Genomic DNA, 23,796 nt, shown 5'->3' with positions numbered 1-23,796 from the left:
AAAAAAGTGCCCCTCCTATAAAAGGCTAATAATAATTATTGTAATTAGTAGGTAAGCGTAAGCACAACTCTTTAATAAGACTTCTTTTCCCCCTTGCCCATTTTATAAATGGTTTAGGGACTTTGTCTTCTTCAATCTCTGGAGAATTAATTTTTAACGGAGCTTGACCCACAATTGCTAAAGCCTCGTTAAAAGATAATTCTTCGTTTTTAACTACTTTGAGTTTCGTACCGACTTACCAATGCTTTATAAGATAAATAATTACCTGTATTTAAAAATATAGCATAAACATATTGCTTACATTATAGTTTTTATGGTTGTACCTAAATACAAACTTGTTTAAATATCTCCATGTGTGTTTTTTCTAATAAAATGGTAATATCACGCTTAAACATCACTCAAAAGCTTTCTATCGTGTTTGTGGACACAGATTCTCTTAAATATTCATGATTATATAACTTTTCTAATACCTTATAATCTCCCCATTCATCAGATAAAATAGTTTACTCTATTAGAATATTATTTAATGGTCAAGCTACGGTATAACACCAAATGCGTTTTTTTGAGCCACGCATATTAATAATATTAAAAAGCTGAAAAACTGAGAACGCTCACGAATACGACGGTCAATTTCAAAAAGAGCAGGGAGTCTGCAAGTCGAGGAGCGAAACGTATACTTAATACGTGAGCACCGCAGCTCTTGCTAGACGACACCGCCAATTTTTGAAATTCACCGAGTATGAGCATCCCTAATTTCTTTAACTATATTTAGTAATTGTGGAAAATCTATTAGCCCCGGTATTAATTTTGAATCAATTATATATGCCGGGACTCCTTGGATTCTAAGGCTTCTAGCTATTTTCATATTTTGAGTAATTAAATCTTTAATCTCAGTGCTATCAGCTATTTCTTCAATTTCTGTAGTATTTAAGCCATTCTCAGTTAATAATTCTTCTATGGATTCCTTAGAAACATTTCTTATTTTTATTAATTCATCATGAACAGCTTTAAATTTACTTGGATTAACCTTATAAACGGCTAAAACTATTCTTGCAAGATATTCGGAAGCACCTCCAAGGATAGGGAGCGGTCGTAATACAACTTTAACTTTTGGATCATTTTGCAATAATTCGTTTATAGAAACATCACCTTTTTTACAAAAAGAGCAATTATAATCATAAAAAGCAATTATTGTTATATCACCGTCTTTGTTGCCTATGATAGGAAAGCTTGTGCTATCTTCAATATCTAACTTATTATCTTTTAGATAGTTATTAACTTTAGTCTCATTTTCCTGTACTTTACGTTTTTGCAAACCTTCAATTGATTCTATTATTATTTCCGGAGTTTTAAGCAAATAATCTTTGATTATTTCTTGTACTCTTTCCTCTTCACATTTTCCTCCATCTTCGTTTTGTTTAACCTCTATGGAAATCGGCTTTGTAGAATAAGTTTTCATCGTTTTGAAAACAAATAAAACTCCTATCACAACTACAAATATAACCAATATTTTACCTATAATATGCTTCATAAATATCCTTTAAATTTTATATCGTTTTTACTTTATTGTATTTATATGTCATTCCCGCGTAGGAGGGAATCCAGTACCTTTGTCATACCGCAACTTGATCGCGGTATCTAATTTATTATTTTAAATCCCGTGGTCAAGCCACGGGATGACACCACAAAATCTGGATTCCCGCCTACTCGGGAATGACATATAGAAATAAAACCCATTACTTCTGTCTTATTAATCTACCCTGATCTCTTTTCCAATCTTTTTCTTTTATAGATTGTCTTTTATCATGTAATTTCTTACCTTTAGCAATACCAAGCTCAACTTTTACTTTATTTTTTTTATTAAGATACATAGAGAGAGCAACTAGAGTATAGCCTTTTATTCTAATTCTACCGATAATTTTCTTTATTTCTTTAGTATGCAACAATAATTTACGAGGTCTTCTAGTAGAATGATTAAATCTATTCGCTTTTTCATATTCCGCAATATGGCAATTATACAAAAATATCTCATCTCCGGTATCTGCCGCATGACTTTCTTCTATAGAGGCTTTACCCTGACGCAAAGACTGTACTTCACTACCCTTTAATACAATACCCGCTTCTAATCTTTCTTCAATAAAATAATTAAAAAGTGCTTTCTTATTTTGCGCAACAACTTTCTTATGTTCGGTCATATTTTTATGGATAGTGATGTTATGATGTTTTCAATTTGTTTTTTAGCGCTATCACTTGCTTCAGTTAATGGGAACCTAATTTCATTTTCACATAAACCTAAATAATGTGCGGCATATTTTATCGGAATCGGATTAGATTCTATAAATAATGCTTTATATAAAGGCAGTAATTTCTGATGGATTTCTAATGCTCCTTTAATATCGTCCTTATTCCATTTTTTTAATAGCTCTTTACATATATTGGGAACAATATTAGAGGCTACAGAAGTCCACCCTACCCCACCTTGAGCGTTAAAAGCTAAGACTACTTCATCATTACCGGTTAAAATGCTGAAATCCTTTTTGGCTGTTGCTCTAATCCGCAATGGACGTTCTAAATCTACCCCACAATCTTTTAATGCTAAAATACGTGATAACTTGCTAAGTTTTAATATCGTCTCATCAGAAAAATCTACTCCGCTTCTAGTCGGTGCCGAATATAACATAATAGGTAAATTGCATGCTTCATGTATAGCCTCAAAATGCTTATAAATCCCGTGTTGGGTAGGTTTTACATAAGAGGGAGGACTAGCCATAAAACCATCTACCTTGATTTTTGCAGATTCCGCTGCAAGCTCGCACGCATAGGCAGTATTATTTGACGAACACCCGCTTATTACAGGAATACGCTTATTAACGATTTCTACGCTAGTTTGCAGTAATAATTTATATTCTTCAAAGCAGAGGCTACTACCTTCTCCGGTTGAACCTGCAATTAATACTGCATCGACTTCATGCTTTATTTGGTGTTTTAAACTTTTCTCTAAAGCATATAAGTCTAACTTATTATCTTTAAAAGGCGTTATAAGTGCGGTAATTAAACCTTTAAATATATTGCTCATAGTTTTTTTTTGATAGATTTTAAATTTTATTATATTTGTATGTCATTCCTACGAAAGCAGGAATGACATCAAGTCTTAAGTTAACACTCAGGTGCCAGTGCTAGAATGACATATTCACTACTCCCTAACCAAACGATCATATTCTTTTTTTAAGGTATTTGCAATTTGATGATCATCGAAAATAATCTTTTTACTGCCGAGATCTATAGAATCAATATTTTGTACCTCGATTGCCGTACCTGTAACAAAACATTCGGTAAAATTCTCTACTTGCTCTAATTTCAAACGCTCTTCCTTTACTTCTAGACCTAAATCTTGTGCAATTTCAATAATAGTTTGTCTTGTTATACCGTTTAAAAACCTATCGGCAATCGGAGTATATAATGTTTTATCTTTAACAAAGAAAATATTTGTTGTAGTGCATTCAGTGATATAACCTTCATAATCAAGTAATAATGCATCATCATAGCCAAGAGCTTTAGCCTCTTTTTTACTCGTTATTGCCATATTATATTGAGCGGCAGATTTAGATTGTACCGGCGTGCTATCAGGCATTGCTTTACGCCAGCGGCTTATATGCAAATTTATACCTTTCTCAAAAGACCTTGGTATTGATGGAATACCGGCAATTAAAAGATTAGTAGATAACTCAAGATTAGTAATATTTAACGATTCGTCTCCGCACCAAATAAGCGGTCTTATATATCCATCCTTAATATTATTTTGTTTTATTACAAGTTCATGAGCTTTTATTATCTCATCCACACTATAAGGTACTTTCAAACCTAATGCTTCTGCTGATTTTACTAACCTTTCCGTATGTTCTTTTAGCTTAAAAACTTTGCCGTTATAAACTCTCTCACCCTCAAATACCGATCCTGAATAATGCAGGCTATGAGTCAAAACATGAATTCTTGCAAATTGATAAGGAACTAAATCACCGTTAATCCAAACATGCCAAAAAATTTGCTCTAGTTTTATCATTGTCATTAATTTATTTTTATATTAAAGTATTGTCAGTCGTCATTGCGAGCGACTGTAGGCCTTGTTGCATGGCTCGAGAAACCCGTTCGATGTCATACCGTGGCTTGACCACGGTATCCAAAAAACAACTAAAATACTAATAATTTTAATATTTTTAACTGGGCCACGCGATCAAGTCGCGGGGTGACAATGGAGAAACCGAGCCATGCAACAAGGCGCTTCGCTCCTCGCAATGATGGAAAAGCTAACACCAATTTTAAAATTAAACGAGTATGCATGCAGCCACATAAAGCACATATTTTAATTGTTGATGATGATAGCAGAATATTAGCACTTTTACAGCAATTTTTAAATAAAAATGAATTTTTAGTATCAACAGCAAACTCAGTCATAGAGGCTAAAAATCTATTAAAAACTTCTAATTATGATTTAATTATTTTAGATGTTATGTTACCTGAAATAACAGGGCTTGATTTTGCTACTACTATAAGGGATGCCGGTAATAATATTCCTATAGTTATGCTTACTGCTTTATCGGAAGCAGGTGACCGTGTTAAAGGACTTGAAGCCGGTGCCTCTGATTATATAACTAAACCTTTTGAACCAAGAGAATTATTACTTCGGATAAATAACTTAATCAATAATTATAATAACTTTAAAAAAGAAGCAAGTGTAATTAAATTCGGCAATAATTTCTATAATTTTGATACAAAAGAATTTACTAAGAATAATCAAATTGTATCTCTTAGCTCTACCGAACAAAAATTACTTGAAATATTAATAAAAAATTCCGGTAAATCCACTAGTCGTTTTGAACTTTCAAAAATTATGGGTGGGCTTAGTATGCGTTCTATAGACGTAAAAATTACAAGAATAAGAAGTAAGATAGAAGACAATCCAAAAGAGCCGAAATATTTAAAAACCGTGCGTAATGAAGGCTATGCATTTTATATCTAAATTATTACCAAGAACGCTGTTTATACGATTCATGTTCATTATAATCATTCCGATTTTAATAGGACAAATTGTTGCTATATTCTTGTTTTACGATCGTCATTGGTATAATGTTTCATATTATACCAGTACTATTATTATCAATGAAATAGAATCGTTGATTAAAGAACATAGAAATAATTCAAGAGGGATAACCCATTTATCGGAAAATTATCTTAATTTATCCTATCAGTTTCAGATTAATAAAAAATTATCTATAAAACAGCCTAAATTAGGTGAGCCTTTAATTATATTTAAAAATATTTTAGCTACAAAAATCCATGAAAAAAATATAGTTAAACTGAATAAGGGAAATAAAATTGAAGTATTTTTAGAATTAAAAGATGGAGTATTATGTATTACTTTTCCTGCAAAATTACTACTTAATCCTACAGTATATATATTTGTTTTATGGATTATATCTTTAACTATTATATTACTTTCCGTTTCTATTATTTTCTCCAAAAATCAAATTAAATCAATACTCGCTCTTGCGGATAGCATGGATAAATTTGGTCAAGGTGTTTTAAAAGGTAAGAATTTTAAACCTTCGGGAGCCTTAGAAATAAGAAAAGCAGGACTAGCTTTTTTAAAAATGAAAACCCGTATTGAAAAACAAATTACTAAAAGAACCACTATGCTTGCTATGATCTCGCATGACCTTAAAACCCCTTTAACAAGGATGAAGCTACAACTTGAATTGATGGAAGAAAGCGAAGAAACAACAGGATTAAGGCAAGATATATTAACTATGCAGCAAATGATAAATTCTTATTTAGATTTTGCTAAAGGCGAAAATACAGAAGAATTTGAAGAAATTTTATTATTACCTTGGATGGAAAAATTTTTAAACAAATGGTCACATGTAAATATTGAATTTATAAAACCTGCTAATTTAGATAAAGTGCTAATAAAACCGAATTCTTTTGAAAGAGCCTTGTCTAATTTAATAGGTAACGCTATAAAATATGGAACTAAAATTAAAATATCTTTAAAAGATAATTCATCTACCGTAGCCATAATTATTGAAGATAACGGTATTGGTATAGATGATACGGAAAAACATCTCGTATTTAAACCGTTTTATAGATCGGATAAAGCAAGACAGCTTGATAATGCAAGTAACGTAGGACTTGGGCTTGCTATTACTAAAGAAATAATAAACGATCACAGAGGTTTTATTTATCTAGAAGACAGTAAAGATTTAGGCGGACTATCGGTAAGAATTGAAATACCTAGAATATAGGCTTTGTTTCCTATGGCTTGTTTTATGTCATTCCTAGCTAAAAGCGGGGCGTTGTTGCATGGCTCGTTTTATGTCATTCCCGCGTAGGCGGGAATCCAGGAAAAAATATAAATACATCAAATTTTTAAAATTAAAAGCTCGATTTATCTGGATTCCTACTTTCGCAGGAATGATATCTTGAACGTTCGTACACTAGCCGTTCAAACCACGGTATGACAAAAGAATTAAAATATAAAATAATGACTAGCATAAAGCATTTAGCAATAATAATGGACGGTAATGCTCGTTGGGCAGATCGGCATAACCTAGCAAAATCTGAAGGGCATAGAGGAGGAGCCGATAAAATTCGTGAATTACTACCTGAATTTATTAACCTTGGTATACCTTATGTAACTTTATATACTTTCTCTTCAGAAAATTGGCAACGCTCAAGTACGGAAGTAGATTTCTTAATAAAGCTATTAAGTATTTATTTAAAAACCGAATTAAACAATTTACATAAAAACGGCGTTAAGATAAAAGTAATAGGTAGGCTTAATTTATTAAGTAGTTCATTGCAAAAACAAATAAATAATGCTATAGAATTAACAAAAAATAATAATAAAATAACGCTTTGTATAGCTTTTAGTTATGGAAGTCGCCAAGAGATAGTTGATGCCTGCACAAAAATTATTGCAAGCGGTAAAAAAGAAGTAAGCGAAAGCGATATAGGGTACGCTTTATATGACCCTGAAATGCCAGATGTAGATTTATTAATAAGACCAGGTGGGGTTTATCGCATCAGCAATTTTTTACTTTGGCAAGCAGCTTATGCTGAATTATATTTCTCATCCAAATATTGGCCTGATTTTAATAAAGATGATATACAGAAAGCTATAAATGATTACTCAAAAAGGAAAAGAACATTTGGCAAAAGATAAACAAAATATATATTTAAGAATCCTGTCCGGTATAGTTTTAGCGCTGTTATTTGTCGTAGCTATATTATGGTTTAAGCCTTTATTCTATATTCTAATGATATTAGTAGGTATGGGAATGTTAAGTGAGTGGTATAATATGACCTACTCTTCTATTCCTTATCAATTAATCGGACTAATTATTATTCCAATCCCTGTAGCTCTATTAATATTATTGGAAGATACTAATAGCCAGCTTATAATGTTGTATTTTTGCATTATTTGGTCCGTAGATACTTTCGCTATGATTGGCGGCAAAGCTTTTAAAGGAGCAAAATTTGCTCCAAAAATCAGTCCTAAAAAAACTTGGAGCGGCCTGATTGCGGGAGTATTATCGGCAGGTATAGTTGCGGTATTAGTTAATTTTATACCAAGCTTTCATATTGAAAATTACTATTTTTCAAATAAAGTTTATTTGTTTATAATTAGTTGTATATTAGCATTAATAGCACAACTAAGTGATTTATTTATTTCATATTTTAAGCGAAAATTTAACATTAAAGATAGCGGTCACATAATACCGGGTCATGGAGGAGTGTTAGACAGATTTGATAGTATTATTTTAACTGCCCCGGTATTGTTTCTTATAAGTATACCCTAATCGTCATTGCGAGCAGCCGTAGGCTGCGTGGCAATCTCGTCAAATATTCTGAGATTGCTTCGTCACTACGTTCCTCGTAATGACGAAAAATTTGGTCCATTATAACTTATGATAATACATTTAAATAATCATTCTAAAAAAATAATTTTAAATATATTTTTAGCGTTACTGCTTGGATACTTTGTTTTTCATTGCATATATGGTAATAAAGGTATTATTGCATATTTAAAAGTAAATAGGAGGCTTGAAAAAGCTTATGATGAATTAAAAACCTTACGAGCAGAAAGAGTAGAGCTTGAACATAATGTCAAATTACTCCGCACGGAATCGCTAAATAAAGATATGTTAGAAGAACAAGCAAGGAAAGTTTTAGGAGTAGCGGATCCTAAAGAGCAGGTGTTTACAATAAAAGATATTCCTAAGTAAAGACTGGTGTCGTCATTGCGAGGAGCGAAAGGCGTTATTGCATGAAGCTTATGTCATTCCCGCGTAGGCGGGAATCCAACATAAAGCGAGATAAATTGAGCTTTTAATTTTAAAAACTTATTGTATATAACCTTTAAAATGACTGGATTCCCGCTTCCGCGAGAATGACATAGAATAAATAGAAAATAACATCCAAAACAACATGATTAAAGGGAATTGAATGTAATTTATGACTATAAAAATTTATCAAAACGACCTACCAAATAATTTTGAACTTGAAGGGGATATCGCTATAGATACCGAGACAATGGGGCTAAATCTACAGAGAGATAGACTATGTTTGCTACAATTTAGTAACGGTAACGGTGAAGCCCATCTTGTTCATTTTGTAAATCAAGATTATACTACTCCTAATTTAAAAGCGTTATTGCTAGATAAAACTAGATGCAAGATATTTCATTTTGCTAGATTTGATTTAGCAGCCATAAAAAAATATTTGAGTATAGATTTAGAAAATATATTTTGTACTAAAATATCTTCAAAACTAGTTAGAACCTATACCGATAGTCATGGTCTTAAAGATTTATGCCGAGAACTACTTTCCATAAATATTTCCAAACAACAACAATCTTCTTACTGGGGAGCTGAAAATTTATCTCCGGAACAGCAAGAATACGCAGCCAAAGATGTGCTTTATTTACATCAGTTAAGAGATATTTTACAAAAAATGCTACTTAAAGAAAATAGGCTCGAACTCGCTCACGACATCTTTCGTTTTCTACCGATAAGAGCTAATTTAGACCTTATCGGTTGGAATGAAATTGACATTTTTATGCATTAATTTAAATTAAGATAAATTAATAAAAATATTAAATTATTAATATAATAAATTGACTCTGGGTATAAAATCAGACACTCTATTTAAAGAGGCTATAGATATAGTACCTTATGATTTTGACTTTATGTCATTGCTGTAAAAAGGCGTTGTTTCATGGCTCGATGTCATTCTCGCGTAGGCGGGAATCCAGTAATTAAAACGTGCATATACAACAAGTTTTTAAAGTTAAAAGCTTGATTTATCTCGCTTTACACTGGATTCTCCGATTTCGCGGGAATGACATTAATCGTCAGGAAGAAACAGAACCCTCACCAAAAAATGAAAATGCTTTAAGTATTAATATTGTTATCGCATTTTGTTGGTTGGCAGTAAATTATGTAATGGAATCACTAGCAAAAAGTATGGGTAATTACCTTAAAGAGAATCTAGGACATTATGACAATTCGCAGCAGAAGAAGAATATACAGAGCAACATTTAAGTTTAATCTTATGGGCATGAAACTCACTGAACCGGCTACTTTTGAGGTGATTGAAATTGGAGCAAACATGACTCAGATGGTCGGGGTAAACTAAAGAGTAATAAGTTATTATATAACTCTTGAGATATTATTGTCATACCGTAAGCTTGTATCGGTATCCAAAAATACAACTTAAAAATACTAAATTTTAGTATTTTTAACCGGACCCCGTGGTCAAGCCACGGGGTGACAACCAACATCATACTATAATATTCACAATTTTGCGAGGGACAAGAATAATTTTCTTAGGTTCTTTTTTTTCTAAGAATTTTTGTACCTTTGGCAAATTAACGGTAATTTGCTTTACTTCATCATCGCTTGCAGAAGTTTTAAACTCATAGGTATCGCGGAGTTTGCCGTTAACCTGCACTGCCATAACATATGTGTCTAACTCTAGCATCGATTCATTAAATGCAGGAAAAGCTGAGTTATGTAACCGCTCTTTATTACCAAGCTTTTGCCAAATTTCTTCCGTAGTATGCGGGATAAAAGGATTTAGTAGTTGTACTAAAACATTAAAGCCATGCCTTACGGTTTTTACATCCATCACTTCTTTACTAAGCTCAGCAGATATAGCATTAGAAAGCTCACGCATACGTGCTATTGCTCTATTTAGGGCAAAATGTTTTATATCTTCAGCGACGCGCTTTGTAGTCAAATGAACTAATCTACTAAGTTCTTTATTAATTTCGCCATTCACACTATCTTTTAAAGAAGCTATCGCTTCAAACATATGTTCAAGCTTATTAATAAAACGTGAGCATCCTTCAATGCCACTTGCCGACCATTCTAGATCTTTTTCGGGCGGACTATCCGACAGCACAAAAAACCTAATTGCATCTGCCCCATATTGCTCTCGCATTGTCTCAAGATCGATGAGATTCTTTTTAGATTTACTCATCTTCTCAATACGACCTTGTACAACTAAGCTACCGCTTTCTTTATGAAAAAATTTATTACCTTTTTTAACTACTTCTTCAGGATATAACCAATTATTATGCTCATCTTTATAAGTAGCATGCAGCACCATACCTTGAGTAAATAGCCCTTTAAAAGGTTCACGAACACTTATGTAATTTTGTTCGTTCATTACCTTAGTAAAAAACCTTGCATATAACAAATGCATTACTGCATGCTCTATGCCGCCTATATATTTATCGACCGGTAGCCAGTAATCACAAGCTTTTTTATCGGTCATCTCTGTAGCATTGCTATTGCAATATCTAGTAAAATACCAAGATGATTCAAAAAATGTATCAAGGGTATCAGTTTCACGAATAGCGAGCTTATCGCATTTCGGACAATTAACATGTTTCCAACTAGGGTGATGATCAAGCGGATTACCGTGACCGTCAAAGTTTACGTCATCAGGTAAAGTAACAGGTAAGTCTTTGTAAGGTATGGGAACTATGCCACAAGTTTCGCAGTGAATCATAGGAATCGGACAACCCCAAAAACGCTGTCTTGAAATCCCCCAATCTTTCAAACGATAATTTACGCTGCGTTTGCCTATCTCTAATTTTTCAAATTCCTCGATTACTTTTCGCTTTGCTTCATTAATAGTTAAGCCATTTAGAAAATCTGAGTTAATTAAAATCCCGTCTTCCGTATAAGCAGTTTTTTGTACATCAATATCTGCTTTGATTACTTGTTTAATAGGTAAATTCATTTTAACAGCTAATTCATGGTCACGTTCATCATGAGCAGGGCAGCCAAAAATTGCACCTGTGCCGTAATTCATTAGCACGAAATTAGTAATAATAACCGGTAGTATTATATTTGGATCAAAAGGATGAATAACATAAAGACCTGTAGCTACACCCTCTTTTTCAGCTTTGTCTAATTCTGCAGAGCCGCTTATATTTGAGCATTTAGCTATAAAGTTTGATATTTCAGGAGTTTCAGAAACTAGCCTTTCTATTATCGGATGATTAAAGGCAATTCCTATAAAGCCAGCGCCAAAAATAGTTTCGGGTTTGGTTGAGAATACTTCTACAGTAGTATCTTCATTAGACCTCTTTGGAAACTCTACTTCTAGGGGTAATTTGTACGTCGCTTCAGTACTCGAATCCTCACGTACGCTTGTGTACGCTGCGGTTCTGTGTTCCGTGCCTCCTTCAAATTCCTCCCTATAAACGAGTTTCTTAAGAGGTCTATTATCCTTAATTTTGAAATGAAAATTAGCACCTATCGATTTACCGATCCATTTCTCTTGCATAGAGCGAACTGCTTCAGGCCATTCTGTTAAATTCTGAATTTCATTTAATAACTCTTCGGCATAGTTAGTGATTTTTAAGAACCATTGCTTTAGGTAGCGTTTTTCGACTATTGCACCTGAACGCCAACCACGTCCGTCAACAACTTGTTCATTTGCAAGCACGGTATTATCAACCGGATCCCAATTAACAAGCGATTCTTTTTGATAAACAAGATTCTTTTCATAAAGTTCCAAAAAGAATTTCTGCTCATGTTTATAATACTCAGGATCGCAACTATTTATCTCTCTAGACCAATCATAAGAAAAACCCATGGATTTTAGCTGCTTTTTCATATTCTCGATATTAGAATATGTCCAATCTTTCGGGTGAGAATTATTTTTTATTGCAGCATTTTCGGCAGGTAAGCCGAAAGAATCCCAGCCCATCGGATGAAGCACGTTAAAACCTTGCATAGTCATAAATCTAGCAATCACATCACCTATAGAATAGTTTCGTACATGACCTACATGGATTTTACCGGAAGGATAGGGCAACATTTCAAGTACGTAATATTTGGGCTTATTACTCTCGTTTAATACCTCAAAAGCTTTTTCTTCTTGCCAGATTTGTTGCCATTTTTGTTCTGTTTGGTTCATATTTTTTTATAATTTATATACTGCATCGTCATTGCGAGTGGACCTTGTTGCGTGGTTCGAAAAACGCACTCAGTGTCATCTCTCGACTTGACCACGGGATCCAAAAAACAATTTAAGATATTAATAATTTTAGCATTTTTAACTGGACCTCGTGAATAAATTACAGGGTAACAGGAAGAAAATCGAGCCATGCAACAACGCCAACTTGGCCATGGGGTCTTGTGTCACAAACTGTGTCCTGAGATACCGTGGTCAAGCCACGGTATGACACTGAGTGGAATATTACCTCGCACTATTAATATATATCTCTCTAGCTTTTCTTAAAATTTTATCCTCAAGCGTAATGGCAAGATTTGAAGTATTCTCATTAAGTACCCATTGCTTGTTCTTAAGCATTTCTTCAAATACTTTCACTTCAATTGAATCAGGGCTTATTACATCGTCTTTGATAAATATATTTATTTTAAATCGAAAATTAGGATTAGCGCGTGGGCTATACCATTCCATAATGATCACACCGCCGTTTGAGTCCGCTGATGCAAGAGGAGCAAAACTTATAGTCTCTAATGCTGCTTGCCAAAGATATTTATTAACTGAACCTCCTACAGCCTTAGTAGATTCGTTTTTTACCCTGCCCGGTCTAAAAACTAATCCTTCTTCACCTGCTATAGAACCTACTTCGTCCCATTTCTGCTCTCGCTCTGTTTTTGGATAATCATACGCCACAATGCTAGTACTTACTGCACTAAGTACAATTACAAAAAATAATCCGATAATTTTTTTCATAACCAATATTTAATTAGGGTGCTTGAGGGAAATAATAGAGAAGCTTTAGCTATTAGTCAAAAATTATTTGAACTAAATAATACGTTCTTCCCATTGTCCTTTGGCGTTGTTGTATTACTCAGAAAACCCACTCGATGTCATACAGCGACTTGATCGCGGGATCCAGTTAAAGATACTAATAATATTAGTATCTTTTATTGTTTTTATGGACCCCGTGGTCAAGTCACGGGGTGACATAATGGATTTTACCGTTCCACGCAACAATTCCTTCGCGGGAATGATATAGGGCAGGTTTAATTATTTCTCAGAAATAAATTCAAAACGCGAAATATTTTTGCCGTTTAATAAAACCTTTCCGTTAAACATTTCAAGCGGTCTTACCCAAAGCTGAAAATCATCATATAATGCTTTATAAACTACTAACTCTTTCAAAGTTTCGGTATGTTTTGCGGTATCTATAACTTGGTATAGTTTTCCTTCGTAATGCTTATATATTCCGACTTTCATAAAACTTATACCTTAATAGGCATGACGACAAAAATATCTTTAGGATTCTCAGGAAATTTAATAAGTACCGGTGCTGAAACATCTGAAAAATATAATTCCACTAAATCCGATTTCACAGCTTTTAATACATCTTCTAAATATTGCGGATTAAAGCCTATAATTAAAGACTCATCACTATTATATTCATAAAAATTTTCCTTATTTTGTGAAGAATTAATAACTTCTTTTGCATTGCCTCTTGCTTCGCCGACAGCACTAATCTCTAAGGTTTCACAAGATAATGATAATTTTATCGCTCTAAATTTTTCAACGGTTATTATCGCTATTCGTTCAATGCTATCTGCAAATATTTTTCGATTAATTACTAATTTTGAACTGCTGCTTTCCGGAATAAAAGCACTATAATCAGGAAAAGTACCGTCTATAAGCTTTGATAACATAATAGTATTTTCATTACATATAAATTTAACTTTATTGCTACTTAATAAAATTTCTATATCTGCATTTATATTTTTAGGATCTTTAACTATTTTTAAAATTTCCTCTGCACTTTTCTGTGGTAATATAACTCCAAAATTCTTTATTTGTTTCTCTAATGTTACCCATGAAATCGAAAGCCTATGCCCATCGGTACTTGCCGAACAAAACTCTTTGTCTTTTATATGTAAATAAACACCGTTTAAATTATAACGAGTTTCATCTAAAGAAATCGAAAATTTTGTTGATTCGATTATTTTAGCAAAATCCGTGCAGGAAATTTTAAAACCTGCTTCAGGGTTAATACCGTCCATTACAGGAAAAGAACTAATCGACAAAGTAAATAAATTAAATTTACAATTTTTTCCTTTGATCTCAAGTCCCGTTGTACCTAGATCAGTTAATGTAAGCTCAGAATCCGGAATTTTTCGGACTATATCATTTAGAGTTTTTGTAGAAACGGTAAGTTCACCCTCACTTACTACCTGTACTGCTATTTTTTGACTTAAGTACAAATCCATATTAGTAGAACTAAGCTCTAGATTGCCGTCTTTTGCCGATAATTTAATGTTCGCATATTCAGGTATTACATTACGTTTTTCAACAACGGAACTTGCAAACCCTAAGGACTGAACTAACGTTTTTGTTTCAACTATTAATTTTAACATATTGTTATTCTCTTAATGTTCCTTGAAATTTTTGCGATATAGCAGCAATTAAATCTTTACTGAACGAATTTAAATCAGTATCAGACAACGTGCGATCATCTGCTTGTAGCTCTATTTTAATCGCTATAGATTTTTTACTTTCAGGTAGTTTATCACCGCTATAAATATCAAATAATATAACTGATTTGACAAGCTTTTTATTAAAATTATTTATATATGATATTATTTCACCACTCGCTTGATCTTGATCAACAATAAATGCGTAATCTCTAAAATTAGCTTGGAAATCCGATACTGTAAGTTCGTCTCTTTTACCGAATTTAGCTTTAAATAAAGGCAAATTCGTAATATTTAACTCGAATGCAAATATTTCCTGGTTAATATCGTAATATTTCAAAATTTTAGGGTGTATCTGCCCAAAAGAGCCAAGTAAATTTTTACCAAGCCCTATATTTACTGCTCTGGTTGGATGATAATATTGTGGTACTGCTGTCCTATTTGTGGTTATACATTTATCTATAGATAATCCTGCATAATCAGCTACAAACTCTAAATCACCTTTGATATCAAAAACATCATAGCTCCGCCCTAACGAATGAGAGTTCTTATTATTATATGAACCGGTTATAATTGCAGTTAAATAAGTTGCTTCTGTATTTAAATCTATAAAACTCGGACCTACTTCAAAAAACGCTATATCTTTTATAGAGCGTGCTAGATTTTTACTTACTATATTTAACAAATTCGGTAATATAGTAGGGCGCATATAATTGTCCTCTATACTTATAGGATTAAGCAAAAATAACTCTTCTTTCACTTCCGCAAACAATTTTGCATCTTCACTATTCATAAAAGAATTAGTTACTACTTCATCATAACCTTTGCTTGCTAATATCCTTTTAAAACTAGAGATTCTTTTATGCTCTCTTAGCTTATTATTATCTTGGTCTAGTTCGGGTAATTTTATACTCTCTATTTTATCATAACCATAAATACGAGTGATTTCTTCAGCTATATCTTCTAAAATAGTTATATCGTGACGCCAAGAAGGAGCTATTACCTTTATAATCTCATCTTTAACATCCGTAATAAATCCTAATTTATTTAATATAGTTTCTATCTCTTCGATATTTAGTTTAATTCCTGTAATTTTTTCTAAATAGCATGTTGAAGAATCCAAAGGTTTTTTTTTCGACTCTTTTTCACCTACTTTCACTACTTCCGATACTTCACCGTTTCCACATATTGACAAAATAAGATTAGTTGCTATGTCCAAAGCCTTTTCAGTAAAATTTCTATCGATGTTACGCTCATTACGATATCTAGCATCCGTATCAATTTGGAATCTTCGTCCACTAGCTGCAACAATTTTAGCATTAAAGCAAGCAGCTTCAAGTATTATATTAGTCGTACTATCTAGACAACTACTATCAGCCCCGCCAATGATACCGGCAAGACCATGGATGCCACTTTCATCTTTTATAACTAAATCATTTTCGGTAAGTAAATATTCTTTGCCGTTTAGGGCGTGGAATCGATCAGTGTCATCTCGCGGCTTGACCGTGGGATCCATAGAACAATTTACAGCACTAGTAATTTCATTGGATCCCACGGTCAAGCCGCGAGATGACAATTGTCTATCATCACAATGACGACCTACGCTAATACCCCCCCGTATCTTATCCGCATCGTAAGCATGCATTGGTTGCCCGAAGCTATAGGAAATGTAATTTGTTACATCGACTATGCTTGAAATAGTTTTTACCCCAACATTTTTTAATAATTTCTGTAACCAATCAGGGCTTGGTTTATTCTTTAAATCTCTTATTTCTCTAAATGTAAATAAAGGACAAGCTTCTTTATCCTGTACGTTAAGCTGCATTTTAGAAGTAAATGTACTCTTTATTTCCGGAATTTCTAGCTCTTTAAGTATTCCTATTCCTTTAGCTGCTAAATCTCTTGCAATGCCGTAAACTCCAAGTGCATCACCACGATTAGGAGTAACATTAATTACAAATATAGGGTCATCTAAACCGTAATATTTAGTAAAAGATTCTCCAACGACAGCATCTTCAGATAGCTCCATAATTCCTTCAGACTCTGAAGCAAGCAATAATTCCTCTTCAGAGCAAAGCATACCGCAGCTTTTTTCGCCTCTAATAACAGATTCCTTAATCTTAAACTTACCGTTTGGTATCTCAACTCCGATATTTGCAAGCACTACTTTTATACCTACTCTTGCATTGCTTGCCCCGCAAACTATTTGTAGCATTCCACCTCTAGTCTCAACGTCACAAAGCTTTAATTTATCAGTTGACGGGTGAGGTTTAGTACTTGCAATATGTGCTACTTCAAACTTTTGTAACTCTGTCGCCTTATCTATCATCTCTTCTACTTCAAGACCAATAGCTGTTAGAGCTTCGGCAATTTCAGTAACTGAAGCCGATGTCTCTAAAAATTGCTTTAACCATGATAATGTAAATTTCATTTCGTTAGCCCTCCTGCTAAATTCGGTATATCAAAGCCTTCGAAATTATAATGTTTAAGCCAGCGCATATCTCCTTCAAAAAACTGTCTTAAATCTTTAATATTATATTTTAGCATTGCAAAACGCTCTACCCCAAGCCCGAAAGCAAAACCTTGATACTCATTGCTATCGATGCCGACATTCTTAAGCACGTTTGGATGAACCATCCCGCATCCCAACACTTCAAGCCATTTATCGTTTTTATTCATTCGAATATCAACTTCGGCAGAAGGTTCGGTAAAAGGGAAAAAGCTAGGTCTAAAGCGTAATTCAATATTAGAATTTTCAAAAAAGCTTTTTATAAATTCCGTAATAACGTATTTTAAATGCCCCATATTGATATTTTTATCAATAACAAGCCCTTCTATTTGGTGAAACATTGGTGTATGAGTCATATCCGAATCTGATCTATAAGTCCTACCGGGAGCTATAAACCTAAAAGGTGGTTTACCATTTTTCATTGCTCTAATCTGCACTGTTGAGGTATGAGTACGTAGCAACATCGGTTTATCGTTTTCTTGCCCTTTTAAATAAAAAGTATCATGCATTTGTCTTGCCGGATGGTCATCTTCAAAATTGAGAGCGGTAAAATTATGGAAATCATTCTCAATATTCGGTCCGTTTTCTATAGTAAAACCAAATTGTGAAAATACTTGTATTAATTCCTCACTACATTGTGTTATTGGATGAATAGAACCTTGTTTATATCTCCTTGCAGGGATTGTTAAATCAATTTTATCGGCAGCAAGTTTAAAATTTAGTTCCTGCTCCTCTAAAATTTCTTCTTTTGCTTTTATTATACTCTGTATTTTATCTTTTAATTTATTGATTTTAAAACCAAATTCTTTACGCTCTTGTTCGTTTAAACTACCTAGTTTTTTAAGCTCACCGGTCACTATACCGTTCTTGCCTAAAAATTCTACTTTATATTCTTGTAGATCTTTTAAGTTTTGTACTAATAAGATTTTTTCCTCAGCAAGCCTTAATATTGTTTCTATATTTTCCATGATTTTTTGTTTTTTTAACTATAGTTTATATGTTATTCACACAACCTTTTATGTCATTCCCGCAAAAGCTGGGCGTTGTTGCACGGCTCGTTTATGTCATTCCCGCGTAGGCGGGAATCCAGAAATACACTTGCCTAAATCTTTCCAACTAGGATTAAGGTTTTCTATTAATTTTATTTTCCAAGCACGATTCCATTTCTTTAACGCTTTTTCTCTTGCAAGAGCTTCTTTAATATCAGCAAATTCTTCTGTATAACAAGCTTTATAACATTATATTTTGTCGTAAAACCCTTGATTATTTTTTGCTTATATTCATAAGTACGACGTAGTATATTATTAGTAATACCAATATACAGAGTACCGTTACGATCAGAACATAATATATATACCCCAATACATTTTTATTATTTATTTTTTCTGGATTCCCGCGTAGGCGGGAATGACATCGAGCAGATTTTTTGGGCCACACAACAACACCGATTTGACCATAGCATAACATAATCCTAAACCAACATACATTTCATATGCCCTTCCTCTATCTCCATCAACTTCGCTTTAAATATCTGCCCTATTTCTAAAGGTTCATCCAGCTTTACTGGAATAAAATTTTCGGTATGGGCAATATTATTATTCTCTACTAATAACTCCACTTTCTGCCCTATATGCTTTTTAAAGAATTCGGTCAATTGATTTTGCCCCTCTTGCCTTAAAATCTCTGCTCTTTCTTTCCTTATATCTTTTGGTACTTGCGGCATTCGAGCTGCGGGTGTCCCTTCTCTTTCCGAATAAGGAAAAACATGTAAATATTGCAGCTCTGCTTCCGTGATTAGTTTTCTAGTATTTTCAAACATTTCAGGAGTTTCCGTCGGGAAACCAGCTATAATATCAGCTCCAAACGATACTTCGGGTCTTATTGCCCGTATCTTCCGGCAAAACTCTATTACATTTGCCCTATTATGCCGTCTTTTCATACGCTTCAATATCATATCGTCGCCTGCTTGCAAACTAATATGAAAATGCGGCATTATCCTCTCACTATGAGCTATAAGCTCAAAAAGTTCATCATCTATTTCAGCTACATCTATCGAAGATAAACGAAGCCTTTTTAATTCAGGGACTAAATTCAAAACTCGTTTAATCATTTGTGCGAATGTTGGACTTCCCGGTAAATCACTACCGTAAGCCGTAACATCAACACCCGTAAAAACCACTTCCTTAAAGCCGTTTAATACTAATAACTTTACCTGCTCTGCTATAGCTCCTATCGGTACTGACCTACTTTTACCTCTACCGTAAGGGATAATACAGAAAGTACAAAAATGATCACAACCGTTTTGTACCTGAATAAAAGCACGAGATTTACCGTCAAAATTACTTACCAAATGACCTGCCGTCTCTTTCACCGACATTATATCGTTAACTATTATTTTTTCACCTGTAATTTGATAATAGCTAGGCAATAATTTCTCTTCATTACCTATAACCTTATCAACCTCCGGCATATCACCGTACATTTTTGGCTTAGTTTGAACACTGCAACCTGTAACAATAATTTTTAAATCAGGATTAATTTTTTTAGCTCTGCGAATAGCTTGTCTTGCTTGTTTCTCAGCTTCTTTAGTTACGGCACAAGTATTAAATACCGCCACATTATCGATACCCGATAATTCCAAGTTTTTTCGTATTATCTCACTTTCGTAAATATTAAGCCGACAACCAAATGTTACTACTTCTTGCTTCAGATTATTGCTCATAATAATATACTCCTTCGGCTACTATTGCAGCAGGTCCTTGCTTTATTATATTGCCGTTTTCTTCTTTCATAGTAAGGCTACCGTGCTTAAACACTACCATACTTGGTGGATGGATGAAACCGAGCTTTAAACCGGCAGCAAAACTGCCACAAGCCCCGCTTCCGCAAGCAAGCGTTAGCCCTGCCCCTCGCTCCCAAACAGATAGATAAATTTTATTGTCTTTAATTTCGACAAAATTAACGTTTACCCCATCTGCGAATAATTCCTTAGCCTGCAATTTTTCACCGACAATTTTTTGATCTTGGAGTTCTAATTTACTAAAAATAACCAAATGCGGATTACCAACATCAACACAAATAGTTTCCTTTAAATCAATCATATAACGCTCTACGAATTTCCAAATCTTATCACGACTTGGCATCCAAGGCTCGTTAAAACTAACGGTTCCTACATTAACGCTAATCTTATTTTCATCTTCCACATTACATAGCAATTTTTTATTACCTACCATTATGGTAGTATCTTTCTTCCCTGTATCAAGATAAATTAACTTGGCTAAACATCGTGTAGCATTACCGCATAATTTAGCACTAGAGCCATCTATGTTATATATAATCATTTCATAAAAATCATCACGCTCTTCATAAATAATAAACTGATCACAGCCTATACCCATATGATGATCCGATATATTTTTTGCTAACTGCGATAGATCTGAAGTTGCTAAATCCCGTTTATTAACGATCACAAAATCATTACCCAGACCCTGCATTTTTACAAAATTAATTTTACTAATCATAATCAATTATAATATTTAAGATTGTATTATAGTAAATTATAGCAAATTTGCTATAATGAAGTTATTATATATAAAAAATAAAAATGAAAGTACTTAATATTATGTTAAGCCGTGATCTTGGCGGAATTCAACAAGCATTTTTAGATTATAGTACTGCTCTTGAAATGCAAAAAATTGAGGTTATTAACGTCACTTCTTACAAAGCAAAAATAAATTCTTTTTTACTCTCCATACGATGTCATTCCCGCCTACGCGGGAATGACATCGATAGAAACTTCAAATTACTTAACTTAAGCCCTTTTGACTTAATCTCAATTCTTATTCTTAAATATATAATCTATAGAACTAAACCCGATATAATTATAGCTCACGGTAATAGAGCAATAAATTTCAGCAAATTTGCTAAATCACAAAATATAAAATTAATCGGTATCGCTCATAATTATGGTCTAAAGGGACTACGTAAATGTGATTTTGTTATTGCTCTAACACATCATATGAAAGAATTCTTACTAAAAAATAACTTTGCAGGGTCTAGGATATTCATTCTACCAAACATGATAAATATTACTAAAGACTTTATTCCAAATAAAATAGACTTCCCGCATAAGTCATCTTATAAAGAGGAATTTGAGAGAGACACTTCACCTCGAACCGCAGCGTATATAGACATACGTGAGGATTCGAGTACCGGATTGACGTACAAATTGCCTTTAGAAGTGACTTATGTAGGAAGTCTAATATGTAGAAAACCTGTCATAATTGGTGTATTAGCAAGATTTGTGGCTAAGAAAGGTGTTGATGTTTTTATTAATGCTATAAAAATTCTAAAAGAAAAAAAATATAGTATTCAAGCAGTTATAGGTGGAAGCGGCGAAGAAGAAGATAATTTAGTTGCTTTATCTAATAAACTTAATTTACAAAATCAAATATTATTTACAGGATGGGTTAATGATAGAGATAACTTCTTTAAACAGATCGATATTTTTTGTCTCCCGTCACTGCATGAACCGTTTGGCATTATAGTGCTTGAAGCAATGGAGGCAAGCGTACCTATAGTTAGTACAGATACTGAAGGACCTACAGAGATTATAACAAATATGAAAGATGGGCTTATTTGTAAAGCCGGCTCGATGGAAGATTTAGCAGAAAAAATTGCCTATCTAATAAATAACCCCTTAAAAGCAGGAGAATTCCCTAAAAATGCCTACCTTACTCTCAAACAAAATTATGATATTAAAGTTGTTTCCAAGAAGTTAGCAGCATTATTACGCAGTTACAAAAATAGTTAGTTGAAAAAAGATTACAGTATATCGACATATTAGTTTAAAAATTATAATTAAAATTAAGCAATGTTAATTTATTTTGGTCGCGCCCCCGTATTGCAGCTTAGCATGAATAGTCTATAATCCTCAAACAGTAATAAGAGAGAATTATAGTTAAGGAGTTATGGCAAGAATAGATGTTAAGTGTAGATCAAGAATAGATGTTAAGTGTAGATATTGTAACGACACAGAAAAAGTAGTAAAGGCGGGATATTCAATTTCAAAACAACAGAGATATCAATGCAAGCAGTGTAATCGATATTTTTAACTGTAATATATTAATAATGCCTCTAAGCCTGGAGTCAAGACTCAGATAGTAGATATGTCAATCAATGGCTCTGGAGTTAGGGATACAGTAAGAGTATTAAAAGTGGGTATCAATACGGTTATCCGTGTTTTAAAAAAAATCTAGCGTTAAAAAAGATAAATCATTCTATCAATACGATAGAAGTAATTATTGCTCCTGAAATAGATGAACAATGGCCTTATGTACAGAATAAATCCAAACAAAGATGGCTTTGATATTCTTTGGATAAGATTTTGTTAAAAGTAGTTGCTTATACTTTTGGTACAAGATGTGATAGCACATCAGAATCATTACTGAAAAAAACCGGAGGATTTTAAGGTTACTTTTTACTTTACAGATGGATGGGGAAGTTATGCTAGGTTATTAGATCCCAAAAAACACATTGTTAGTAAAAAATATACTCAACGGATAGAACGGGGTAACTTAAATCTTAGAACAAGATGCAAAAGACTGACACGTAAAACAATTTGTTTTTCCAAGTCATTGGATATTCATGATAAAGTCATCGGAACTCTTATTGAACGTATAGCCTTTTAATATCCACATCTGTAAAATGGAGGTGCGACCAAAATAAGTATATTCCCCGGTAGCATCACTCTCATAATTTGTATAAACTACAAAAACTTTTTCTGGGGTTTTTCTATTTAGGATTTTGTCTTGTAATTTGTCTGCAAAAAATCGGTGCATTGTTGCTCCTATTTTTGTAGTATCAGCGTTCATTTCTGCTGTGTTTGAGGTACGAGCTGTAATACCAACTAATTTAATTTCTGATAATTGTATAATTACTTTATCCATTTTATAGCCCCTTAATTAACTTAGTGGATGTTAGGCGTGAAGATGTTTGGCATGTTTGGAAAGATATTAATAACTAGCTAAGTTTACATTGTAGAAAGCTCTGTGAATTTAGCTGTATTTATAAATTTATCGAAAATTTTTGATTGGTGGAGCCAGAGGGAATCGAACCCTCGACCTCTTGAATGCCATTCAAGCACTCTACCAACTGAGCTATGACCCCGATATAGTCAATTGATTTGGACTCGCCTACATCGTTACTCGTCGCTCTCCTATTAGTTATAGACCTCACTTCTCGTTCCTTGTATGCAAATCCTACTGAATTGACTATAACAAATTAATTTCCTTATACTAT

Annotated in this window: 21 protein-coding genes, 1 tRNA gene and 3 pseudogenes; 9 read left to right on the top strand and 16 right to left on the bottom strand. The window is 33.3% G+C overall.

From position 1 onward, the window contains the following. Positions 1-15: 15 nt before the first annotated feature. From AAGD46_RS04040 to AAGD46_RS04020, 5 genes and pseudogenes are all read right to left on the bottom strand, one after another. Positions 16-226 (bottom strand): annotated as a pseudogene (locus AAGD46_RS04040) (hypothetical protein); the annotation flags it as partial. 504 nt (positions 227-730) lie between these two features. Further along, positions 731-1,531: a DsbA family protein gene (locus AAGD46_RS04035; RefSeq protein WP_341787851.1), complete on the bottom strand. Its 801-nt coding sequence runs from the start codon at positions 1,529-1,531 to the stop codon at positions 731-733. 205 nt (positions 1,532-1,736) lie between these two features. Continuing rightward, positions 1,737-2,195, bottom strand: a complete 459-nt coding sequence (gene smpB, locus AAGD46_RS04030; RefSeq protein ID WP_341787850.1) for an SsrA-binding protein SmpB — start codon at positions 2,193-2,195, stop codon at positions 1,737-1,739. Beyond that, positions 2,192-3,076 (bottom strand): 4-hydroxy-tetrahydrodipicolinate synthase, encoded by an 885-nt coding sequence (gene dapA, locus AAGD46_RS04025; protein ID WP_341787849.1) that lies wholly within the window; start codon positions 3,074-3,076, stop codon positions 2,192-2,194. Before dapA ends, smpB begins: the two co-directional genes overlap by 4 nt. Before the next feature lie 117 nt (positions 3,077-3,193). Beyond that, positions 3,194-4,066, bottom strand: a complete 873-nt coding sequence (locus AAGD46_RS04020) for a branched-chain amino acid transaminase (protein ID WP_341787848.1) — start codon at positions 4,064-4,066, stop codon at positions 3,194-3,196. Between the two features lie 270 nt (positions 4,067-4,336). Between AAGD46_RS04020 and AAGD46_RS04015 the strand changes: the two genes are divergently transcribed. From AAGD46_RS04015 to AAGD46_RS03985, 7 genes are all read left to right on the top strand, one after another. Continuing rightward, the gene (locus tag AAGD46_RS04015) at positions 4,337-5,017 is read left to right on the top strand and encodes a response regulator transcription factor (protein WP_341787847.1); all 681 of its coding nucleotides are present in this window, start codon (positions 4,337-4,339) and stop codon (positions 5,015-5,017) included. Next, positions 5,001-6,299, top strand: a complete 1,299-nt coding sequence (locus tag AAGD46_RS04010; protein ID WP_341787846.1) for a sensor histidine kinase — start codon at positions 5,001-5,003, stop codon at positions 6,297-6,299. Before AAGD46_RS04015 ends, AAGD46_RS04010 begins: the two co-directional genes overlap by 17 nt. A gap of 212 nt (positions 6,300-6,511) precedes the next feature. After that, positions 6,512-7,219, top strand: a complete 708-nt coding sequence (gene uppS / locus AAGD46_RS04005) for a polyprenyl diphosphate synthase (protein ID WP_341787845.1) — start codon at positions 6,512-6,514, stop codon at positions 7,217-7,219. Further along, positions 7,179-7,856 (top strand): phosphatidate cytidylyltransferase, encoded by a 678-nt coding sequence (locus AAGD46_RS04000; RefSeq protein WP_341787844.1) that lies wholly within the window; start codon positions 7,179-7,181, stop codon positions 7,854-7,856. The genes uppS and AAGD46_RS04000 overlap by 41 nt, the downstream gene beginning before the upstream one ends. 108 nt (positions 7,857-7,964) lie before the next feature. Further along, a complete protein-coding gene (locus AAGD46_RS03995) occupies positions 7,965-8,282 on the top strand; it encodes a septum formation initiator family protein (protein ID WP_341787843.1) in 318 nt (105 codons plus the stop codon). 229 nt (positions 8,283-8,511) lie between these two features. Beyond that, complete coding sequence (locus tag AAGD46_RS03990) at positions 8,512-9,123, top strand: ribonuclease D (RefSeq protein WP_341787842.1); 612 nt, start codon at positions 8,512-8,514, stop codon at positions 9,121-9,123. Between the two features lie 432 nt (positions 9,124-9,555). Further along, positions 9,556-9,693 (top strand): hypothetical protein, encoded by a 138-nt coding sequence (locus tag AAGD46_RS03985; protein ID WP_341787841.1) that lies wholly within the window; start codon positions 9,556-9,558, stop codon positions 9,691-9,693. A gap of 144 nt (positions 9,694-9,837) precedes the next feature. Here the strand turns inward: AAGD46_RS03985 and leuS are convergent, their stop codons facing one another. From leuS to dapF, 9 genes and pseudogenes are all read right to left on the bottom strand, one after another. Next, positions 9,838-12,492 (bottom strand): leucine--tRNA ligase, encoded by a 2,655-nt coding sequence (gene leuS / locus AAGD46_RS03980; RefSeq protein WP_341787840.1) that lies wholly within the window; start codon positions 12,490-12,492, stop codon positions 9,838-9,840. Between the two features lie 282 nt (positions 12,493-12,774). Further along, on the bottom strand, positions 12,775-13,278 hold the full coding sequence (locus AAGD46_RS03975) for a DUF3576 domain-containing protein (RefSeq protein WP_341787839.1): 504 nt from the start codon (positions 13,276-13,278) through the stop codon (positions 12,775-12,777). A gap of 297 nt (positions 13,279-13,575) precedes the next feature. Further along, positions 13,576-13,785, bottom strand: a complete 210-nt coding sequence (locus tag AAGD46_RS03970) for a DUF1653 domain-containing protein (protein WP_341787838.1) — start codon at positions 13,783-13,785, stop codon at positions 13,576-13,578. Between the two features lie 5 nt (positions 13,786-13,790). Next, positions 13,791-14,930 (bottom strand): DNA polymerase III subunit beta, encoded by a 1,140-nt coding sequence (dnaN, locus tag AAGD46_RS03965; protein ID WP_341787837.1) that lies wholly within the window; start codon positions 14,928-14,930, stop codon positions 13,791-13,793. Between the two features lie 4 nt (positions 14,931-14,934). Next, on the bottom strand, positions 14,935-17,418 hold the full coding sequence (gene pheT / locus AAGD46_RS03960; protein WP_341787836.1) for a phenylalanine--tRNA ligase subunit beta: 2,484 nt from the start codon (positions 17,416-17,418) through the stop codon (positions 14,935-14,937). After that, positions 17,415-18,464 carry a phenylalanine--tRNA ligase subunit alpha gene (pheS, locus tag AAGD46_RS03955; protein WP_341787835.1) on the bottom strand — a complete coding sequence of 350 codons (1,050 nt, stop codon included), beginning with the start codon at positions 18,462-18,464 and terminating at the stop codon, positions 17,415-17,417. Before pheS ends, pheT begins: the two co-directional genes overlap by 4 nt. A 96-nt stretch (positions 18,465-18,560) precedes the next feature. Next, a pseudogene (locus AAGD46_RS03950) lies at positions 18,561-18,863 on the bottom strand (GIY-YIG nuclease family protein). A 104-nt stretch (positions 18,864-18,967) separates the two neighbouring features. Further along, complete coding sequence (gene mtaB, locus AAGD46_RS03945; protein WP_341787834.1) at positions 18,968-20,218, bottom strand: tRNA (N(6)-L-threonylcarbamoyladenosine(37)-C(2))-methylthiotransferase MtaB; 1,251 nt, start codon at positions 20,216-20,218, stop codon at positions 18,968-18,970. Then, entirely contained in the window at positions 20,208-21,017 is an 810-nt protein-coding gene (gene dapF / locus AAGD46_RS03940; protein ID WP_341787833.1) for a diaminopimelate epimerase, read from the bottom strand. Before dapF ends, mtaB begins: the two co-directional genes overlap by 11 nt. Before the next feature lie 83 nt (positions 21,018-21,100). Here dapF and AAGD46_RS03935 point away from each other — a divergent pair, with 83 nt between their 5' ends. Both AAGD46_RS03935 and AAGD46_RS03930 read left to right on the top strand, forming a co-directional pair. After that, a complete protein-coding gene (locus tag AAGD46_RS03935; RefSeq protein WP_341787832.1) occupies positions 21,101-22,309 on the top strand; it encodes a glycosyltransferase family 4 protein in 1,209 nt (402 codons plus the stop codon). A 157-nt stretch (positions 22,310-22,466) separates the two neighbouring features. Next, positions 22,467-23,186, top strand: a pseudogene (locus AAGD46_RS03930) (IS1 family transposase). On the opposite strand, the gene AAGD46_RS03925 reads toward AAGD46_RS03930, so the two are convergent. Together AAGD46_RS03925 and AAGD46_RS03920 are read right to left on the bottom strand one after the other, a co-directional pair. Continuing rightward, the gene (locus AAGD46_RS03925; RefSeq protein WP_341787831.1) at positions 23,130-23,444 is read right to left on the bottom strand and encodes a GyrI-like domain-containing protein; all 315 of its coding nucleotides are present in this window, start codon (positions 23,442-23,444) and stop codon (positions 23,130-23,132) included. The pseudogene AAGD46_RS03930 and the gene AAGD46_RS03925 sit on opposite strands and share 57 nt — an antisense overlap. 144 nt (positions 23,445-23,588) lie before the next feature. Further along, a tRNA-Ala gene (locus AAGD46_RS03920) sits at positions 23,589-23,664 on the bottom strand. Positions 23,665-23,796 lie beyond the last annotated feature (132 nt).

Source organism: Rickettsia endosymbiont of Cantharis rufa, from assembly GCF_964026445.1.
In the GTDB taxonomy this organism is placed as follows: Bacteria; Pseudomonadota; Alphaproteobacteria; order Rickettsiales; family Rickettsiaceae; genus Rickettsia.
Note: the sequence above shows the minus strand (reverse complement) of the source record. Positions and strands in the feature narration are given on the sequence as shown.

Bases quoted from the DNA above. Each gene is read 5' to 3' on its own strand.
- AAGD46_RS04035 (WP_341787851.1), bottom strand. From the start codon at position 1,531: ATGAAGCATATTATAGGTAAAATATTGGTTATATTTGTAGTTGTGATA.
- smpB (WP_341787850.1), bottom strand. From the start codon at position 2,195: ATGACCGAACATAAGAAAGTTGTTGCGCAAAATAAGAAAGCACTTTTT.
- dapA (WP_341787849.1), bottom strand. From the start codon at position 3,076: ATGAGCAATATATTTAAAGGTTTAATTACCGCACTTATAACGCCTTTT.
- AAGD46_RS04020 (WP_341787848.1), bottom strand. From the start codon at position 4,066: ATGACAATGATAAAACTAGAGCAAATTTTTTGGCATGTTTGGATTAAC.
- AAGD46_RS04015 (WP_341787847.1), top strand. From the start codon at position 4,337: ATGCAGCCACATAAAGCACATATTTTAATTGTTGATGATGATAGCAGA.
- AAGD46_RS04010 (WP_341787846.1), top strand. From the start codon at position 5,001: ATGCATTTTATATCTAAATTATTACCAAGAACGCTGTTTATACGATTC.
- uppS (WP_341787845.1), top strand. From the start codon at position 6,512: ATGACAAAAGAATTAAAATATAAAATAATGACTAGCATAAAGCATTTA.
- AAGD46_RS04000 (WP_341787844.1), top strand. From the start codon at position 7,179: ATGATTACTCAAAAAGGAAAAGAACATTTGGCAAAAGATAAACAAAAT.
- AAGD46_RS03995 (WP_341787843.1), top strand. From the start codon at position 7,965: ATGATAATACATTTAAATAATCATTCTAAAAAAATAATTTTAAATATA.
- AAGD46_RS03990 (WP_341787842.1), top strand. From the start codon at position 8,512: ATGACTATAAAAATTTATCAAAACGACCTACCAAATAATTTTGAACTT.
- AAGD46_RS03985 (WP_341787841.1), top strand. From the start codon at position 9,556: ATGACAATTCGCAGCAGAAGAAGAATATACAGAGCAACATTTAAGTTT.
- leuS (WP_341787840.1), bottom strand. From the start codon at position 12,492: ATGAACCAAACAGAACAAAAATGGCAACAAATCTGGCAAGAAGAAAAA.
- AAGD46_RS03975 (WP_341787839.1), bottom strand. From the start codon at position 13,278: ATGAAAAAAATTATCGGATTATTTTTTGTAATTGTACTTAGTGCAGTA.
- AAGD46_RS03970 (WP_341787838.1), bottom strand. From the start codon at position 13,785: ATGAAAGTCGGAATATATAAGCATTACGAAGGAAAACTATACCAAGTT.
- dnaN (WP_341787837.1), bottom strand. From the start codon at position 14,930: ATGTTAAAATTAATAGTTGAAACAAAAACGTTAGTTCAGTCCTTAGGG.
- pheT (WP_341787836.1), bottom strand. From the start codon at position 17,418: ATGAAATTTACATTATCATGGTTAAAGCAATTTTTAGAGACATCGGCT.
- pheS (WP_341787835.1), bottom strand. From the start codon at position 18,464: ATGGAAAATATAGAAACAATATTAAGGCTTGCTGAGGAAAAAATCTTA.
- mtaB (WP_341787834.1), bottom strand. From the start codon at position 20,218: ATGAGCAATAATCTGAAGCAAGAAGTAGTAACATTTGGTTGTCGGCTT.
- dapF (WP_341787833.1), bottom strand. From the start codon at position 21,017: ATGATTAGTAAAATTAATTTTGTAAAAATGCAGGGTCTGGGTAATGAT.
- AAGD46_RS03935 (WP_341787832.1), top strand. From the start codon at position 21,101: ATGAAAGTACTTAATATTATGTTAAGCCGTGATCTTGGCGGAATTCAA.
- AAGD46_RS03925 (WP_341787831.1), bottom strand. From the start codon at position 23,444: ATGGATAAAGTAATTATACAATTATCAGAAATTAAATTAGTTGGTATT.